General features: G+C 67.7%; 20 protein-coding genes. 8 read left to right on the top strand and 12 right to left on the bottom strand.

What is annotated here, in order from left to right; translation table 11 throughout:
* The first annotated feature begins 17 nt into the window (after nt 1–17).
* Genes EV646_RS35930 through EV646_RS35950 form a run of 5 tightly spaced genes read left to right on the top strand, consistent with a single transcriptional unit; the run spans nt 18 to nt 5,518 of the window.
* Complete coding sequence (locus tag EV646_RS35930) at nt 18–1,262, top strand: ABC transporter substrate-binding protein (RefSeq protein WP_132156762.1); 1,245 nt, start codon at nt 18–20, stop codon at nt 1,260–1,262.
* Entirely contained in the window at nt 1,259–2,221 is a 963-nt protein-coding gene (locus EV646_RS35935) for a carbohydrate ABC transporter permease (protein WP_199237402.1), read from the top strand. The genes EV646_RS35930 and EV646_RS35935 overlap by 4 nt, the downstream gene beginning before the upstream one ends.
* A 32-nt stretch (nt 2,222–2,253) precedes the next feature.
* Complete coding sequence (locus EV646_RS35940) at nt 2,254–3,036, top strand: carbohydrate ABC transporter permease (RefSeq protein ID WP_199237404.1); 783 nt, start codon at nt 2,254–2,256, stop codon at nt 3,034–3,036.
* On the top strand, nt 3,033–3,974 hold the full coding sequence (locus EV646_RS35945) for a glycoside hydrolase family protein (protein WP_132156766.1): 942 nt from the start codon (nt 3,033–3,035) through the stop codon (nt 3,972–3,974). The genes EV646_RS35940 and EV646_RS35945 overlap by 4 nt, the downstream gene beginning before the upstream one ends.
* Before the next feature lie 26 nt (nt 3,975–4,000).
* On the top strand, nt 4,001–5,518 hold the full coding sequence (locus tag EV646_RS35950; RefSeq protein WP_132156768.1) for an alpha-N-arabinofuranosidase: 1,518 nt from the start codon (nt 4,001–4,003) through the stop codon (nt 5,516–5,518).
* A gap of 37 nt (nt 5,519–5,555) precedes the next feature.
* Here the strand turns inward: EV646_RS35950 and EV646_RS35955 are convergent, their stop codons facing one another.
* From EV646_RS35955 to EV646_RS35995, 9 genes are all read right to left on the bottom strand, one after another.
* Nucleotides 5,556–6,368, bottom strand: a complete 813-nt coding sequence (locus tag EV646_RS35955) for a MerR family transcriptional regulator (protein WP_132156770.1) — start codon at nt 6,366–6,368, stop codon at nt 5,556–5,558.
* A 50-nt stretch (nt 6,369–6,418) separates the two neighbouring features.
* Nucleotides 6,419–7,078, bottom strand: a complete 660-nt coding sequence (locus EV646_RS35960; RefSeq protein WP_241996545.1) for a protein-L-isoaspartate(D-aspartate) O-methyltransferase — start codon at nt 7,076–7,078, stop codon at nt 6,419–6,421.
* Between the two features lie 69 nt (nt 7,079–7,147).
* Complete coding sequence (locus EV646_RS35965) at nt 7,148–7,411, bottom strand: hypothetical protein (protein WP_132156772.1); 264 nt, start codon at nt 7,409–7,411, stop codon at nt 7,148–7,150.
* Between the two features lie 185 nt (nt 7,412–7,596).
* Nucleotides 7,597–8,616 carry a zinc-binding alcohol dehydrogenase family protein gene (locus EV646_RS35970; RefSeq protein WP_241996546.1) on the bottom strand — a complete coding sequence of 340 codons (1,020 nt, stop codon included), beginning with the start codon at nt 8,614–8,616 and terminating at the stop codon, nt 7,597–7,599.
* A gap of 36 nt (nt 8,617–8,652) precedes the next feature.
* The gene (locus tag EV646_RS35975) at nt 8,653–9,147 is read right to left on the bottom strand and encodes a DUF2231 domain-containing protein (RefSeq protein WP_132156774.1); all 495 of its coding nucleotides are present in this window, start codon (nt 9,145–9,147) and stop codon (nt 8,653–8,655) included.
* A 57-nt stretch (nt 9,148–9,204) separates the two neighbouring features.
* Nucleotides 9,205–10,332 (bottom strand): NAD(P)/FAD-dependent oxidoreductase, encoded by a 1,128-nt coding sequence (locus EV646_RS35980; RefSeq protein ID WP_199237406.1) that lies wholly within the window; start codon nt 10,330–10,332, stop codon nt 9,205–9,207.
* A gap of 36 nt (nt 10,333–10,368) precedes the next feature.
* A complete protein-coding gene (locus EV646_RS35985; protein ID WP_241996547.1) occupies nt 10,369–11,121 on the bottom strand; it encodes a DUF2231 domain-containing protein in 753 nt (250 codons plus the stop codon).
* A gap of 151 nt (nt 11,122–11,272) precedes the next feature.
* Nucleotides 11,273–12,094: a SigB/SigF/SigG family RNA polymerase sigma factor gene (locus EV646_RS35990; RefSeq protein WP_132156778.1), complete on the bottom strand. Its 822-nt coding sequence runs from the start codon at nt 12,092–12,094 to the stop codon at nt 11,273–11,275.
* Nucleotides 12,095–12,185: 91 nt separating this feature from the next.
* The gene (locus tag EV646_RS35995; protein WP_158291113.1) at nt 12,186–12,755 is read right to left on the bottom strand and encodes a TetR/AcrR family transcriptional regulator; all 570 of its coding nucleotides are present in this window, start codon (nt 12,753–12,755) and stop codon (nt 12,186–12,188) included.
* A gap of 80 nt (nt 12,756–12,835) precedes the next feature.
* On the opposite strand from EV646_RS35995, the gene EV646_RS36000 reads away from it, so the two are divergent.
* Nucleotides 12,836–13,888, top strand: coding sequence for an enterochelin esterase domain-containing protein (locus EV646_RS36000; RefSeq protein ID WP_132156782.1), 1,053 nt, complete (start codon nt 12,836–12,838; stop codon nt 13,886–13,888).
* On the opposite strand, the gene EV646_RS36005 is transcribed toward EV646_RS36000, so the two are convergent.
* Together EV646_RS36005 and EV646_RS36010 are read right to left on the bottom strand one after the other, a co-directional pair.
* Entirely contained in the window at nt 13,885–14,271 is a 387-nt protein-coding gene (locus tag EV646_RS36005) for a VOC family protein (protein WP_132156784.1), read from the bottom strand. The two genes, EV646_RS36000 and EV646_RS36005, sit on opposite strands and share 4 nt — an antisense overlap.
* A gap of 26 nt (nt 14,272–14,297) precedes the next feature.
* Nucleotides 14,298–14,954 (bottom strand): hypothetical protein, encoded by a 657-nt coding sequence (locus EV646_RS36010; protein ID WP_132156786.1) that lies wholly within the window; start codon nt 14,952–14,954, stop codon nt 14,298–14,300.
* 131 nt (nt 14,955–15,085) lie between these two features.
* Here EV646_RS36010 and EV646_RS36015 point away from each other — a divergent pair, with 131 nt between their 5' ends.
* Together EV646_RS36015 and EV646_RS36020 are read left to right on the top strand one after the other, a co-directional pair.
* Nucleotides 15,086–15,523, top strand: a complete 438-nt coding sequence (locus tag EV646_RS36015; protein ID WP_132156788.1) for an SRPBCC family protein — start codon at nt 15,086–15,088, stop codon at nt 15,521–15,523.
* 28 nt (nt 15,524–15,551) lie between these two features.
* A complete protein-coding gene (locus EV646_RS36020; RefSeq protein WP_132156790.1) occupies nt 15,552–17,075 on the top strand; it encodes an FAD-dependent oxidoreductase in 1,524 nt (507 codons plus the stop codon).
* On the opposite strand, the gene EV646_RS36025 is transcribed toward EV646_RS36020, so the two are convergent.
* Nucleotides 17,038–17,493, bottom strand: coding sequence for a hypothetical protein (locus EV646_RS36025; RefSeq protein WP_132156792.1), 456 nt, complete (start codon nt 17,491–17,493; stop codon nt 17,038–17,040). The two genes, EV646_RS36020 and EV646_RS36025, sit on opposite strands and share 38 nt — an antisense overlap.

Genomic DNA, 17,493 nt, shown 5'->3' on the forward strand with positions numbered 1-17,493 from the left:
CACAACTTGGAGTCGCGATGACGAAACGTCGCACACTGGCCGCCTTGGCGGCCATCGCCCTGGCTCTTCCGCTCGCCGCCTGCGGCGGCTCGGGAGGGAGCGGCGGCAGCAACAGCGGAAAGCTCACGTTCTTCTCCTGGGACGGAGAAGACACGATGAAACCGGTGATCGCCAAGTTCGAGCAGGAGAACCCGGGCATCAAGGTCGAGTTCTCCAACGCGCCGCCGGTCCCGGAGTACATCTCCACGCTGCAGTCGCGGATTCTGTCCGGTACGGCGGCCGACGTGTTCGCCATCGCCGCGGAGAACAAGACCAACCTGATCAACGGCAAGCACGTGGTCGACCTGCGCGACAAGCCGTACCTGAAGAATGTGCCGAAGTTCAACCAGACCACGTATTCCGGCCCGGACGGTGCGGTCTATGGGCTGTCGGTGGCGTCCTGGGGCGCCGGAGTCCTTTACAACAAGGACCTGCTGGCCAAGGTCGGCGCGACCACGATCCCGCAGACCTGGGACGAGTTCCTTGCCCTGTGCCACAAGCTGAAGGACGCCGGCGTCACGCCGTACCTGGAGTCCGTGCAGGGGATGTCGACGCCGCTGGCGGCGTTCCTCGGTGCCGAGAACCAGACCACCGGCGACACCATGGACAAGAAGATCTTCGACGGGTCGGCGAAGTTCAAGGACTACTGGGTCGAGCCGCTGACGCAGTGGTCGCGCCTGTGGACCGAGGGTCTGGTCACTCGTTCCGCCGTCGGCCTGACTGGTGACCAGGTCCGCCAGGAGTTCGTCACCGGCAAGGCCGCGATGATGATCGCCGGCCCGTGGGACATTCCGGGCATCCGCAAGGCGGCGCCGAAGCTGAAGATCGAGATGGCGCCCGTTCCCGGTATCGCCGGCGGCAAGCCGTACCTGGCCGGCGCGGCCAGCCCGGGCTACGCGATCAACTCGAAGGCGAAGAACCCGGAGGCGGCGGACAAGTTCCTCGCCTTCCTGGCCACGCCGGAAGCGATGGCGATCTACCAGAAGGCGACCGGCGCGATCACCGTCACTTCCGACTTCCAGCCGACCATCGACCCGGCGCTGAGCCCGATCGTGAAGGACGTCCGGGCCGGCAACGTCTACCTGCCGCAGATCGCCTGGAAGCGGGCCGAGGACATCCTCAACGTCGAGGCGACCGCGCAGCTGCAGCTGCTGGTCCAGGGCAAGGCGACCCCTGAACAAGTCGCGAACGCCCTCGACACCAAGCTCGCGAGTACGTCGTGACCGCTCAAACCCTGGCTCCGGCGGGGACCTCCACCGAGGTCCCGGCCGGAGCCGGCCGGCCACCACGGTTCAACTGGGCGCGGGCGCGCGAGACCTCCGCGAACCAGCTGTTCCTGGTGCCGGTCGCACTGGTCTTCGTGGTGCTCCTGGTGGTGCCGCTGACGCAAACGTTCTACTGGAGTTTCACCGACTTCACCGGATACTCCGCCGACGTGAACTTCGTCGGGCTGTCGAACTACCGCAAGGTGCTGACCGACCCGTCGATGCTGGCCGGTCTCGGCTTCACCCTGGCCTTCACCATCGGTACGGCGCTGCTGATCACCACCTTCGCGATTCCGCTGGCCGTCGTACTGAACAAGAAGTTCTTCGGGCGGAACTTCGTCCGGTCGGTGTTCTTCTTCCCGGCCATCCCGAGTATCGCCATTCTGGGCCTGGTCTGGGGTTACATCCTTTCCCCGCTGGGATCCGGCGTACTGAACTCGGTGCTGGAGACGCTGTTCCACGCCGGGCCGTACCCGTGGTTGTCGGACGACACACTGGCCCGGTTGTCGGTGATCGTGGTCGCGGTCTGGGGTGGCACCGGCTGGCACTCGATGCTCTATCTCGCTTATCTGCAGTCGATTCCGGCCGATTACTACGAGGTGGCAACCATCGACGGGGCGTCGGCGCGGCAGCAGTTCTTCCACATCACCTTGCCCCTGCTCACTCCGGCGGTTGTCATCAGCAACTTCCTGCTGATGACCGGCGGGCTCAAGGTCTTCGACCTGCCGTACACCCTGACCAAGGGTGGCCCGGGCTTCGCGACGTACACGATCACGCAGTCGATCATCACCAGCGGTGTCGCGCAGGGGCGGTACGGGCTGGCCTCGGCTCTGGCCACGCTGTTCGCGTTCGCGGTCGGCCTGGTCGCGGTCGCGCAGCTATGGGTGTCGCGCCGGATCGAACGGAGGGTGCTTTGAAACAACGACGGTCTCCGATCACCAGTGTGATCATGATCGGCTTCGCATGCCTGGTGGGCGTGCCGCTGTACTACATCGTCGTCAACACGGTGAAGACGCAGGAGGAGATGGCCCGGTCGCCGCTCGGACTGCCGGCCAAGTTGTTCCTGGACAACTACCGGCACGTCTTGGAGACGGTGCCGCTGGGGCGGAGCTTCCTGAACACGTTGCTGGTGACGGTCGCCTCGATCCTGGTGATGCTGTTCGTCGGCTCGACCGCGGCGTACGCGATGGCGATGCGGGCCAGCCGGTTCAACCGGATCTTCGGGGCGCTGCTGCTGCTCGGCTTCATCGTGCCGGGCCAGTCGACGCTGATCCCGCTCTACCGGATGCTGGTCGGTGTCGAACTGGTCGACACGTTGCGCGGGCTGGTGGTGATCTACACCGGCGGCTCGATCTTCGTCTACTTCCTGATCCAGGGGTACATCAGCCGGCTGCCGTTCGAGATCATCGAGGCGGCCCGGATCGACGGCGCCGGGCCGTTCCAGATCTACTGGCGGATCGTGCTGCCGCTGATCCGGCCGATCCTGGCCACCGTCGGCGTGTTCCAGACGATGTGGATCTGGAACGACTTCATCACCCCGAACGTGTTCATCAGCTCACCCGAGAAGCAGACGCTGGTCATGCAGGTCTATCGCTCGGTCGGCGAGTTCAGCACCGACTGGCCGGGCTTCATGACCATGAGCGTCGTGGTGCTGATCCCGATGGTCGTGTTCTTCATCCTGACGCAACGGCACATCGTCGACGGACTCCTCGCCGGCAGCGTGAAGTCATGACCCTTGCCCCTTCACCGCTCTACACCGACCCGGTGCACCTCGCGCCGACCGATCCGTCGCTGATCGCCGCGCCGGACGGGTCGTGGTGGATGTTCTACACCCAACGCCGGGCGCGAGAGCAGGCCGGCGGACACACCTGGGTGCACGGGACCGACATCGGCGTCGCGAGATCGACGGATGGCGGACTGACCTGGACGTACGACGGAGTCGTCGCCGGCCTCGATCCCCATCCAGGGCGGAACACGCTCTGGGCGCCCGAGGTGGTCTTCGACGGCGACCGCTATCACATGTTCACCAGCTACATCCCCGGCGTACCCGATCGCTGGGAAGGGCATTCCCGGACGATCCTGCACCACGCCTCGCCCGACCTGGTCGATTGGCAGTACGACGGAGTGCTGCCGCTGTCGTCGGACCGGGTGATCGACGCGTGCGCCCACGAACTACCCGGGGGCGGTTGGCGGCTCTGGTACAAGGACGAGGCCCACGGATCGACCACGTGGTCGGTGGATTCGCCTGATCTGGTGACGTGGTCTGAGCCGGTGCAGGCCATCGGCGGTCCGCCGCACGAGGGGCCGAACGTGTTCCGGCTCGGCGACTACTACTGGATGATCACCGACGAGTGGCGCGGCCAGGCGGTGTACCGGTCGCTCGATCTGGCGAGTTGGGAGCGAGCAGGGCAGCTCCTCGACGAGCCGGGTTCGCGGGCGCTCGACCAGGGCTTCGGCCACCACGCGGATGTCGTGATCGGCTGCGACGCCGACGGCCGCGAGGTCGGCTGGATCTTCTACTTCACTCACCGCAGCTTCGGGTTCGCTGCGGATGTCGTCGACCCACGCCGGCTGACCGACGTCCATGTCGCCGTACTGCGTGCCGATGGCAACCGGCTCACCTGTGACCGCAACGAAGCGGTCGAACTCGACTTACGTCGTACTGTGTGAAACGCCAAGAAAACAAGGAGCTTTCGTTGTCCACAGCATCACGGGTCGTGATCGACCTGGACGTTCCCGGTCCGATCATCAGCCGACATCTGTACGGGCACTTCGCCGAGCATCTCGGGCGCTGTATCTACGGCGGTTTCTACGTCGGCGAGGACTCGGACCTGCCGAACGAGGGCGGTATCCGGCTCGACGTGGTCGAGGCGCTGCGGGCGCTGAACATCCCGAACCTGCGCTGGCCCGGCGGCTGCTTCGCCGACGAGTACCACTGGAAGGACGGCATCGGGCCCAAGGCCGACCGGCCGTCGATGGTGAACACGCACTGGGGCAACGTCGAGGAGAACAACCACTTCGGCACCCACGAGTTCATGGCGCTGTGCGAGCTGCTCGGCGCCGAGCCGTACGTGAACGGCAACGTCGGCAGCGGCACCGTCCAGGAGATGAGCGAGTGGGTCGAGTACCTGACCCGCGACGGCGACAGCCCGATGGTCCGGCTGCGTAAGGCGAACGGCCGCGACGAGCCGTGGAAGATCCCGTTCTGGGGTATCGGCAACGAGACCTGGGGCTGCGGCGGGAACATGCGCGCCGAGGCGTACGCCGATCTCGCGCGGCAGTACGCCACGTTCTGCCGGGACCACGGTGACAACAAGCTCTATCGGATCGCCGCCGGCGCGTCCGACGACAACCTGGTATGGACCGAGGCGCTGATGAAGGCCGTCAGCTGCTTGGGATGTGGGCGCGACGTCCGGAACCTCTTCCAGGCGATCTCGTTCCACTACTACACGCTGGCCGGGCCGTGGGACTCGAAGGGCAGCGCGACCGACTTCGACCTGGACGACTACTACCGGACCATGGTCAAGGCGCAAGACATCGACCGGATCATCCGCGGCCACTCCGCGGTGATGGACGCGTACGACCCCGAGCGCAAGATCGGCCTGGTGCTGGACGAGTGGGGCACCTGGTGGGACGTGGAGCCGGGCACGAACCCCGGGTTCCTGTACCAGCAGAACGCGTTGCGGGACGCGCTCGTGGCGAGTGTGCACTTCGACGTGTTCCACAAGCACGCGGAGCGACTCGTGATGGCGAACATCGCGCAGACCGTGAACGTGCTGCAGGCAATGATCCTGACCGACGAGTCCGGCGGTCTGGTGCTCACTCCGACGTACCACGTCTTCGAGATGAACAAGGGTCACCACGACGCGACGTCCGTCCCGGTTCATGTGGTCGAGCGGCCGGCGCCGTACGAGCACGACGGCAAGGCGCTGGAGTTGCTGTCCGCGTCGGCCAGTGTGAAGGACGGCCAGGCGCTGGTGTCCGTCACGAACCTTGACCCGTCGGCGTCGGCGGACGTCGTACTGGATCTTCGTGGAGCGGAGATCCGGAACCCGGCGGGACGGTTGCTCACGGCACCTAAGCTGCAGTTCCACAACACGACCGCGGATCCGGCCGCGGTGGCGCCGGTTGCCCTTGATCTGGAGACCGACGCCCGGGGGCTGCGGGTGACCCTGCCGCCGCACTCCTTCGCGACGATCACTGTCGAGGTGTAGCTGTTGGCCCCGGCTCCGGTTGGAGCCGGGGCTCTCCTCAGCGGGTGACCGGGATCTGGAACTCGTGCACCCAGTTGGCCGGGTTCTCCGGGTCGAACTGGAGGGTGACCTCGCGGGCGTACGCCTGACTGCGGTAGCCGTTGTCGTCGATCCAGCGGGCCAGGATCTGCATGCTGCGCGCGGCGTCCATCATGTCGCCCTGATGCACGATGGTCGCGGCCTGTGGGAGCTCGGGGAGCTCCTTCAGCTCGAGGTCCGCCAGCTCGGTGGCCTCGACCGGTACGGCGGCGTGGACGACGATCTGGTCGTCCGGGGCATCCTCGTAGTACGCGACCGGTGAGCCGGCCGGCATCACCCCGGCCGCGCCGAGACGCTCGAACAACTGGCCGAACAGCGGCTGGATCACCGGGCCGATGTCCTCGCCGTCGTAACTAGGCGAGATCGCGGACAGTTCGGCGACCTTGGTGGGTGCGATGCGTTTCAGGACGACGTCATCGGTGGGCATGTGACCTTCCTTCTCGATCAGCCGGAGCCTCGCCTCGACACTGACCAAGCGGGCCGCGCTGCGCTCCAGGTCCGCTTCGAGCTGGGCCTGCCGGAGCCGCAACATGCCGCGGAGTTCCTCCGCGCTCAGCTTGGCCTCGACGATTTCTTGCACCTGCTGGAGGGTGAACCCGAGATCCTTCAGCGCGATGACCCGGTTGAGCCGACGAAGCTGGTCCGCGGAGTAGTACCGGTAGCCGGTCGCCGGGTCGACGACCGCCGGCCGGAGCAGCCCGATCGCGTCGTAGTGCCGAAGCATCCGGGCGGACACCTGCCCGAACGCTGCGAAGTCTCCGATGGTGAACATGCGACCACCTTCCGGCTTGACACCGTGTGAAGGTCAACAGTCCCAGACGTTCAAAGTCTGGGGTCGCCGGCGCGGCCGGGGCGGAGCGGGACGAAACGGACCGAGCCGAGGCTGGTCCGGTCGAACTCGTCGGGGCTCATCCTGGTCAGCTTGAGCAGCTGCTGCGGACCGGTCTGGTCGCCGACCGGGACGATCAAGTGCCCGCCGAGCGACATCTGGTCACGGATGGCGGCCGGGATTTCCGGAGTCGTCGCGGTGACGAGGATTCCGTCGTACGGCGCATGGGAGGCCCAGCCGGAGCCGCCGTCGCCATGGCGGACCACGACGTTGCCGTACCCGAGTTCGGCGAGCCGGTCGTGGGCCAGCAGGGCCAGCTCCGCGTGGCGTTCGACGGTGAAGACCTCGGCGGCGAGACGGCTGAGGATCGCGGCGCCGTAGCCGGAGCCGGTGCCGATCTCCAGCACCCGGGCGTCCGGCCCGAGTTCGAGCGCCTGGGCCATCAGGGCGACGATGTACGGCTGGGAGATGGTCTGTCCGAGGCCGATCGGCAGGGCGCGATCCTGGTACGCGAACTCGGCCAGCTCAGGTGCGACGAAGGCTTCCCGCGGTACGTCGTTGACAGCGGCAAGCACTCGCTGGTCCGCGATGTCCCGCGCCATCAACGCGTCCTGCACCAACCGTGCCCGTTCCGCTTGCATGCCCCGCGCCACCAGGAAACCTCGCGCTCGCTCGAAGGAACCCCACCGTCCCGGGTATCCAGAGCCGGGAGGTTCAAACCGTTACGAGGCGACGCTGGTACGGCGGTCGCGGACAGCGGCAACGGTGAAGCCGGCAAGCATGAAGGCGACTCCGCCGGCGCCGAGACCAACGACCAGGTCGCCACGGGTGCCGAGGCGGGCGTCGCACTGCATCGGCGTGATGCCCTTCTCCGGCTGGAACACCGAGCCGCACCGGCGCCCGTCCACCTCCACCGGGCGGACGGCGAACGACACCCCGGCGATCAGCAGGACCACACCCACCGCGCCGAGAACCTTGCTCAGCACAGCCCGTCTTCCGCGGGCAGTGCGCAGGGATCGGCAGCCGCAAGGACCGACCTCGACTTCCCGGTCAGACCCCGCATATGGCGTTCACACTCCCTGGCAGCTCGGTAAGATTTGATCAAATCTAACGCAGCTAGCCGTCAGGCCTGAAGCCCGGGGTAGTGCCGGAATTCAATCTTCACCCAGTTCTAACGATCCGTTCGCACCGCGACCAGGGAGCCCGCGGCGCGGCCGTGCGCCACGTCGGACAGCGCCCGGTCGACCTCCGCGAACGGCACGACCGTCGTATGGGCGCTCACCGGCAGCCGGGAAACCAGCCGGAAGAGTTCCTCGCCGTCGGCGCGCGTATTGGACGTCACGCTGCGCAGATCGCGCTCATGGAAGAGGTGACGCTCGTAGTTGAGGACCGGTACGTCGCTCAGATGGATCCCCGCGATCGCGCACGTACCACCCGGCTTCAGCGCCTCCAGCGCATACGGCACCACCTCGCCCGCCGGCGCGAAGACGATCGCGGAATCCAGCTGGACCGGCGGCCGGTCCGCGGTCTCACCGACGTACGCCGCTCCCAGGGAGCGAGCCAAGGCCCGGTTCTGCTCGCCGCGGGTCATCACGAACAGCTCGGCGCCCTGCGCCGCCGCGAGCTGCGCGGTGAGGTGCGCGCTCGACCCGAAGCCGTAGATCCCCAGCCGCCCGCCCGGCGGCAGGTTGGCCCGCAGCAACGACCGGTAGCCGATGATCCCCGCGCACAGGAACGGCGCCAGCTCGTCGGCTGCCCGGTCGGCCGGCAACGCATACGCGTAGTCCTGCGGCACGACGGCGTACTCGGCGAATCCGCCGTCGGCGTCCCAGCCGGTGTACGACGACCGCGGGCAGAGGTTCTCGGACCCGGTCCGGCAGAAGTCGCACGTCCCACAGGTCCCGCGCAACCACGCGATCCCCACCCGGTCTCCCTCAGCGAAACGGTCGGCCCGAGCGCCGCGGCCCACCACCGATCCAACTACCTGATGACCTGGTACGACGCTCGGCCGGCGCGGCTCGAGATCGCCTTCGGTCAGGTGCAGGTCGGTCCGGCAGATCCCGCACGCCTCCACCCGCACCAGCACTTCACCAGCCGCCGGCTCGGGCACAGCACGCCGTACACGCTGCAACGCCCCCTCATCGACCGGCCCCGGCCGCCCCACCGCCCACACCTCCATGAGCTCACCCATGCCTCGACGATCTCAGACAGCGTGCTCAGGGGATGCTCAGGCGTGGCCGTGGCGGGGGTGATGGCCGAGGGAGCTCGGTGAGTTGGGGTTGGCGTCTTCCTCGACGCCGATGCCGAGGCGTTCGACGAGTTCGCCGCCGAGCCAGCCGGTGACGCCGGAGAGGGCGAAGCCGAGGAAGCTCAGGATCAGGGCGCCGGCGTTGGGGTCCCAGTCGACCGCGCGCGAGCGCAGCAGATAGCTGACGGCGAACAGGACGACCATGACGACGTTGCCGATGCCGTGCAGGGCGCCGATGCGCTTGGCCCGGGTGCCGCCCGGGATCGCCAGCCAGTCGATCAGGCCGAAGACGGCGGCGAGCAGTCCGCCGATCACTCCGGCCGCGATGGCGTACGCCGCCGCGACGGTGAACCCGTCGCGGTCGGTGATCAGGTACAGGATGTCGAAGATGACCGCCGTACTCAGCAGCCCGAGCGGAAACACGATCAGCACCGGGTGGATCGCATGCCCCATAGCCTTTGCGCGACTCTGCATCTCTCGCTCCTCGGTTTCGAAGCCAGTCACTCTCCGGTACCCACGAATCAGTTCAGCTCACACCTGCTCAGGTCGCGGCGCTTTCACCAGGGCGCGCAGTAGTCGAGGGGTGATCAGGCCGTCGGCCAGGCCGAGCTCGACCAGGTCGTCGAAGATCCGCTGATCCGCCGCGGCCGCGCGGATTCCCGCGTTCAGGACTCGGCCGGAGCGGCTGAGCTGAGCGGTGAGTGCGGTGTGCCGCAGGTGCCGGCCGAGCAGCCGCGTGACCTGATGCCGGTACGACGATCCCGCGTCGGCGCTGTTCTTGCTCAGGGCCTCCGCAACCGCTCGTCCGGCGAGCAGACCGGTCGCCACGGCGTAGTAGATGCCCTCCCCCGTCATCGGGTTGATCAACCCGGCCGCGTCGCCCGCCAGCATCACCGGCCCCGCCTGCGGTCGCCAGGACCAACTCGACAGCGGCAGATGATGGCCCCACCACGACTTGCCACCATCGGTCGCACCTGGGAGCAACGCCTCCAGATGCTCCATCAGCTCAGCCCTGGTCGGACGCGTCCCGGTGAGCTGCTCGCCGTACCCGACGTTGGACCAGCCGTCGCCGCGATCGAACGACCAGGCGTACGACGGCTGCCGCCCCGGTCCGTACGCGATCACCTGACTCGCGGCCCGGCCTGCTGGCGTCGGCGCATACCCGCGAACCGCCAGCGCCACCGGTCCCGCCGCCAGCCCGAGATCCCGCCGTACGACGGAATACGCGCCATCCGCACCGACCACGAACCGCGCCTCGAGGTCGCCGTCGACTGTGACGAACCGGGGCTGGATTTCGAGACCGCGGACGCGGCGGCGGATGAGTTCGGCGCCGGCTGCCTGCGCGGCTTCGACGAGGCGCTGGTCGAAGACGGTCCGCGGCACGACCCAGTTCGGCCGGGCCATCTCGCGGTCGACTCCGACGTCACCCCTGGTCAGCGCGAACCGCCGTACCGGCGTCCAGTCATCGACAATCCCACTCACGCCGACCTCACCGAGCAGGTCGAACACGTGCGGCGCGATCCCATCCCCACAAGCCTTGTCCCGCGGAAACTCCCGCCGATCAACCACCAGCACCGACAACGACGGATCAACAGCCAACGCCCCCAACGCCGCCGAGGCCCCAGCCGGCCCACCCCCAACCACCACCAGATCCCACACACTGCCTCCAAATCCCTTCCAGTGTGTCGCAGGCTGCTAAGTCCCCGGGCGTTGGCCAGGTTTGCGCGTACGACGGGATTGGACGCGGCTGGGGCGGTTGAGGCGGTCGGCGTGGCCGGTGGATTCGGTCCAGGGGGTGACTGGGCGGGCTTCGTCCAGGTCGACCACACGCGGTGGTGGCGGGACGAAGACGGCGATGGTCTCCTCCTCGTCCGGGGGTGGTGGCGGAGGTGGCGGTGGCTGGACCGGTGCGGGCTGGGCGCGGGCGACGGATTCCTTGCTCGCCCGTGGTTCGGGGGCGGCTACCGCTGCGGCCGCGATCGGGACCCGGGCCGGGCGGCGTGGGAGCTTCGTCCGCAGTTCGATGCCGAGCGCATCGATCAGTTTGCGGCAGGCAACGATCGAGACGGCGACGGCGAGGACCGAGCAGCCGGCGAAGAGGACCGCCTGGCCGCCGGCGGACCAGTTCGACGGATCGGTGCGGCGCATCGCGGCGATCATTGCCACCACGACCGAGTTGGTGATGCCGAGGGCAACGGCAACGCCGACCGTGCGGATCATCACCCGCCGGTCCAGCTCGACGTCGTCGGCCGCCGCGACCAGGCCGGCGATCAGCCCGGCCAGGACCGGCACGGTGTAGACGAGCGCGAGCGTCAATCCGGGGTTGGCCGCCAGGTAGAAGACATCGAAGACCAGCGCGGTGCCGGTCAGCGCGGCCGCGAAGCACACCACCATCGGCGGATACGCCCGCACGATCGCCACCGCGTCCGCGGGCACCGTCCTGATCATCCCGAACGCCAAACCACCGACTCCATCCCTAGCTCTCCCCCATTGTGCCGGTACCCAGCACCGTGAGTGACCACCCCCACCGCGCGAGTCTTCAGGAGATCCAGGCATCGACGTACGGCGCCTGCGAGACGTGCAGGCGCCGTACGCGGCATCAGGCGGCGGCCGCCATCGGAGTGAGTTTGGCGCGGAGGTCGTCCAGGATCTTGCGCAGGACGCGGGAGACCTGCATCTGGCTGACTCCGATGTCGCGGCCGATCTCGGACTGCGTCCAGCCCTCGATGAACCGCAGTTGCAGGATGCGGCGCTCGCGTGGACCGAGATCTTCAAGGACCGGTTGCAGCATCTCGACCGTCTCCAGTTGGTCGATGCTGCCGTCCTCGACGTCCGCGACCACGTCGGCAAGCGTCAGATCGGCGTCCACATCGGACGGCCGATCCAGCGAGAGCACGTTGAAGCAGCCTTTCGCAGCCAGTGCCTGCTCGACATCCTCGACCTCGACGTGCAGGTGCTCGGCGATCTCGGCCGGGGTCGGCTCGCGGTTGAGTTGCTGTTCCAGGATCGGCAGCTTGGTGGCGATGGTGCCTTGCATCTCCTGCAGCCGGCGCGGGATCCGGACCGTCCAGGCACAGTCGCGGAAGTACCGTTTCACCTCGCCGCGGATGGTCGGGATGGCGAACCCGATGAACGGCGTGTCCGCCTCCAGCCGGTAGTGGTGTGCGGCCTTTACCAGGCCCAGGTACGCGACCTGTTCGAGGTCGTCGGCCTCGGCGCCGCGGCCGCGAAACCTCCGCGCGATCCCCCGGGCCATCTCGATGTTGAGCTCGACGACTTCTTCGAGCAGACGTTGCCGCTCGGCTTCATCGGTGCTGGCAGCCCTTTGCTCCATCAGCTTCCGGGTGGCTGCTTCCCGCGCGGCCCGGTCGGCCGCGGTCGAACAGTGGACAGGAACCTGCTCGGCGATATTCGTAACCATTTGGTATGACCTCGCGACGTCGAGTCACGGCGTGGCACGTATCTGGACCACGGTCATGCCTGCAAAAAGTTGGTACCCACTCTGACCGAAGTCATGCGCCGTCGCGCGGCAAGTAGCCCTCGGCAACTAACTTCACCAGGTACTCCCGCGTCTCCTCCGGTTGCCACCCGTAATCGCCGTGCAACGCACGCAGATGCACATAGCTGAGTACGACGAGGTTGGTCAGCGCGGTCACGTACCGTTCCGGATCCGGCACCGGATCAAGCGTGCCGTCAGCCGCACCCGCCTCCAGGATCCGGAACCACGGACCGAAGTAGTCCAGCTCGATACCCATCGCATCCAACGCAGGTCCATGGAAGGCCTCGTCGGTGTGCGCGAGCAGCGGCAGATTGCGCTCCGAGACGTCACACAGAGCCCGCAGTGCGGCGGTGAGCCGCTCCTGCCCGGTGCCGTCCATCGTGAGCGGTCCCCAGAGCGAGTCGCGGTAGTCGCGGACGAGCTGCGCGCGGAGCACCGCTTCCACCGACCCGCGCGTGACACCGTGCCGCCACACCGTCGCACGGGACACGCGAGCGCGATCGGCGATCCGATCGAGGTTGAGCGCCGGCCAGCCCTCCTCGTCGAGCAGCTCGACCGCCACCGCGAGCAGCTTCTGATCCACGCAGCCCCCTTGGATGAAACAGGTTGTTTCATGGTACGACGATCTCCGTCTCACCAGCGGTGCTGTCGAAGGGGTCGGAGATGGACATCAGGGCCAGCAGACCCGGCTTCCACCAGGTCACGTTTCGCTGGACGGAGGACCGGCCGGCGTACGACGTCGTCGTACGGCTGATCTCGCACACCGATCGGGCGTATGACGACGGCGAGCTCGACAAGTACTTGATGGTTCGTGACGAGCGGTCGTGGGCTCTGACGTTGGAGCTGCCGTCGGCGCTGCGGACGTCGTACCAGCTCTGCCCGATGTACGGCGCGCTGGTGCGGGGCGAGGTCGTGGATGACGAGCGGTGGACCGCGATCATGGCGGCCGGCGTCGCGGATCCAGGCAATCCGCTGGTGCATCCAGCCGGCTGTACTTATGGCAACCCAGGCCCGGCGTCGGTGCTCGAGCTGCCGGAGGCGCCGTCCCGAGACAGCTGGGTGACGCCTGCCGACGAGCACGGCGTCGTACGGCGGTGTGCGTCGGAGGACGGGTCTGTGGTGTCGGTCTACGAGCCGGTGGAGCCGCGAGGGCTGGCTGTGATGTTCGACGGAGCTCGGTGGACGGACCTGCGGCTGCCGGTGCTGTTGGACAACCTGATCGGCCGCGGCGAGATCGCACCGATCCGGGTGGTGATGATCGAGTCGATCCAGGGGCTGCACCGACACGACACGTTGCCGCGGCCGGAGGTGTTCGCGCCGTTCGCGATCGGGACCGCCGAGCGCTGGGCCACCGACGGGCCGACGGCGCTGATCGGCCAGAGCCTGGGCGGGCTGGCCGCGACATTCACCGCTCGGCTGCGGCCCGACCTGTTCGACGTGGTCGTCGGGCAGTCGAGTTCGTTCTGGTGGGACGAGAAAGAGCTGAGCGGACCCGCAGTGATCGCCGAACTCGACCACGGCCCCGCGACCTCGCAACGCTTCTTCCTCGAGGCCGGCACCACAGAGGACCTCCGTGAGGACAACCGGCACCTCGCCGACGTCCTCACCCGCCGAGGGTACGACGCAACTTACCGAGAGTACGAAGGCGGCCACGACTACGCCTGCTGGCAAATCGGCCTGGCCGACGCGTTGAGCTGGGCATTTCCCAGGAGCTAGCTAGCTGTGGCGTAGGCGGTTGGGGCTGTGGGGGTGGGGGTGTCCAGGCCGAGGGCTGGGTCGAGTAGGCGGATTGGGGTGCCGGTGCGGTCGGAGAAGACGGCGTAGCGGCCGAGGGGGGTGTCGGCTGGGCTGAGCAGCCAGTCGAGGGCGGGGTGGTTCTGGAAGAACGTGTCGACGTCACCGACGTCGTACACCCCGCCGGTCCCGAGTGCGCACTCGGCGGGGTCGCGTACCAGGGCAAGCGTCGGCCGGCGGCCGTGTGGGCCGAGCAATGCGGTGTCGTCACTTGGCCAGGCAATTGGTTCCAGGCCGAGGTCGCGGTAGTACTCCACGCTGGCGTCGAGGTGTTCGACCGGGCGAAGTTCGAGCAGCAGCTTCATCGGTGGTCAGCCTCCTTGCGGACCGGTCAGCGGCGGTTGCGGTTCTGAGTGGACTGGCGGATCTCGTCGGTGCGGCTGCCGAGGTCGGAGATACGGCCCGCCAGTCCCGGGTGGACCTTGCTGAGGTGCTGCGCCGCCTCGGCGAGTGGTTCCAGCAGCGCCGCCGAGTCATTGGCGCCGAGGGCTTCGTGGACAGCGTCGACGCTCTCCTGGGTCCGGCTGTCCAGCCCGTCGAGCGCCGCGACCTGTCCTGCCAGTCGGCGTAGATCGGCCGCGTTGTTCCGCGCCCAGACCGCTACTGCGCGATCGCCGGCCCGCTCGTCGCGCGCGGCCTGCACCCGTTGTTCGCCGGTCAGCCCCGGCTTGGTGGCATGTGGATTGAGCCGCAGATACCGGCGCTCCGCGGCTTGCCGGCTGGCAACGCCCAACGCGGGGGCGAGCTGGGTCCAGCTGATTCCGGCAGCCCGCGCTGCCTCGATCAGCCGCGGCTCCCACGCTGCCAGGAGCTCCCGCAACTCGCGCAACCGCACCAACGCGGCCAGCACCTCGTCCGCCGAGGACACCGCGGAAGGCGAGGAGGCAGCCTCCGCCCCGGGGACGCTCGGGGCGGAGGACAATCTCCCCAGTACATCGACCAGGACCCCGAGCGCCGCCGCCGGTGTTTCGTTGTCGGACTGCGGCATATGAGCTCCCGGTTCCGGATCAGGCGGCGAATCCGCACTTCTTGATATAGCAGGTCATCGATCCGTTGACAAGACTACTGTCATCCATCCGTTGACGCTTCGTCGCACCCACCCTGGGTACCGGCGGCGGTATGACGGAGAACGAGTGGCTGGTGCGGGCGCCGGTGCCGGATGTGTTCGCGATCCTGACCGACGGATGGACGTACGCCGCCTGGGTCGTCGGGGCGTCCCGGGTGCGTGACGTCGAGAAGGGGTGGCCGCAGCCCGGGCACAGCATTCATCACTCGGTCGGCATGTGGCCACTGCTGATCGACGACACCACCAGAGTCGAGCAGTACGAGCCGAACAGGTTCCTGCAACTGACGGTCCGTGCTTGGCCGACCGGTGAGGGGCGGGTGGAGTTCGTCGCCACGGACAGGGACGGCGACTGCCATCTGATCATGCGCGAGCAGGCCGTCAAGGGACCGATGGCCGCGATCCCGCACAGCATCGTCGACCCGTTGCTCCGGCTCCGCAACCACGAGACCCTCCGTCGCCTCGCCCTGCTTGCCGAGAAGCACAGCAACTAACCTCAGCCGAGGCGGGTACCAGAGTCACATGACGACTCAGGGTTCCGTATGGTTGGCGACCGCGACGATTCCGCAGTACGACGGGATCCTGGCTGACAAGCATGCCGACGTAGTGGTTGTCGGCGGCGGGCTGATCGGACTGACCACCGCGTTGTACCTCCAGCAAGCGGGTGCGGACGTCGTATTGCTCGAGGCCGGCCGGCTCGGTGCCAGAACCAGCGGCAACACGACCGGCAAGGTCACCTCCCAGCACAACGCGATCTACGCGGACCTCCTCGACCGTCACGGCCCCGGCAAGGCCGGCCAGTACGCTGCCGCGAACCAGGCCGCCGTCGACGAGGTCGCAGCCCTGGCAGATCGCCTCGGCATCGACTGCGAACTCACCCGTACGCCGTCCTTCGTCTACTCCGAGCTACCCGAGTCCACGCTGCGCCGTGAAGCCGACGTCGCATCCGCGCTCGGACTCCCCGCTCACTTCGTCGACCCGGACGAAGTCGGTCTGCCGCTGAAGATCGGTGAGGCCGTCCGCTTCGACGACCAGGTCCAACTCCACCCGGCCCTCTATCTGGCCGGCCTCGCGACCGCCTTCACCCAAGCCGGCGGTCGGATCTTCGAGCAGAGCCGGGTGACCGAGTTCAACACCGACCACGACATCGAAGCCGTGACCGCGCAGGGTCCGCTGGTCCGCGCCAACCACGCCGTCGTCGCCACCCTGCTCCCGATCGGACTGACGGGCGGTTACTTCGCCCGGACCCGGCCGAGCCAGTCGCACGGAATCGCCGTACAACTGCCGGTCGAAGCGCCGCGGGGTATGACGATCACAGTCGACTCACCGGTGCGCTCCACCCGCCCGTGGCCCGGCGGCGGCCCGAACGGCCTGATCGTCGTCGGCGGCGACCACGAGACCGGCGCAGAGGAAGATACCGAAGCCATCTACCAGAGCCTGGTCGACTGGGTCGGCACGGTGTGGGACTTCAGCGCCCAGCCCGAGTACCGCTGGTCCGCCCAGGACTACAGCACTCCCGACCTGCTCCCCTTTGTCGGCAAGTCCTCCGGCTCACCGCTGCTGGTTGCCACCGGCATGCACAAGTGGGGACTGAGCAACGGAACCGTTGCCGCTGGCATCCTCCGCGACCTGGTCCTCGGCCGCGACAACCCCTGGACCGGCCTGTACGACGCCGGCCGCATCGGCGACGCACAAGCGGTCGCGAAGCTGGTGAAGGACAATCTTCATGTGGGCAAGGAGTTCGCCAAAGGCCGGCTCGGCCGGATGCTGAAGGGCGGACTCGACCACCTCGAGGTCGGCCAGGGCGGTCTGATCACCACCGACGACGGCAAAACCGTCGGCGCCTACCGCGACCACGACGGCGAACTCCACACCGTCGACCCGGTCTGCACCCACCTCGGCTGCCCACTGCACTGGAACAACGCCGACACCACCTGGGACTGCAACTGCCACGGCTCCCGCTTCGCCCCGGACGGCACAGTCCTGGACGGCCCAACCACGAGCCCGCTCAAGCAACAATCAGCGCCTGGGGAGCCGCCTGCTTGATGCGGGTCTGCAACCAGCTCAGCTGAGTAGAAGTCTCCGCCTGGCAACTGCCGACAGTCTTCAGCAATTCAGCGTCGGGAACACCTTGAGCCGCCTGACCGACGACGGTCCAAGTGATGTCGACGAAGGACGCGAGTACATACAGATCCTGCAGGTCCCGCAGCAGCCCGACACCGCCCGTCCGCGTCCCGCCGAACTCGGCCGCGTGCAGCCGATCCGGTTCGTCCTCGCGCTGGACGCCGTACCGAGTAACGAATGGACTCAGCGCCTCGACGTGGCCGGCGGCCTTCTCACTCAGGACGTGGCAGAGGTGCTCGACATCCGGCTCGTCGGCATGGTCGCGGCCGACTTGATCGAATGCCTCCGCAAGTGAGTTCTCCGAAGCATGCAACAGACCCAGGTACGTCGACAGATGCAT

The organism is Kribbella antiqua (assembly GCF_004345665.1).
Lineage (GTDB): Bacteria > Actinomycetota > Actinomycetes > Propionibacteriales > Kribbellaceae > Kribbella > Kribbella antiqua.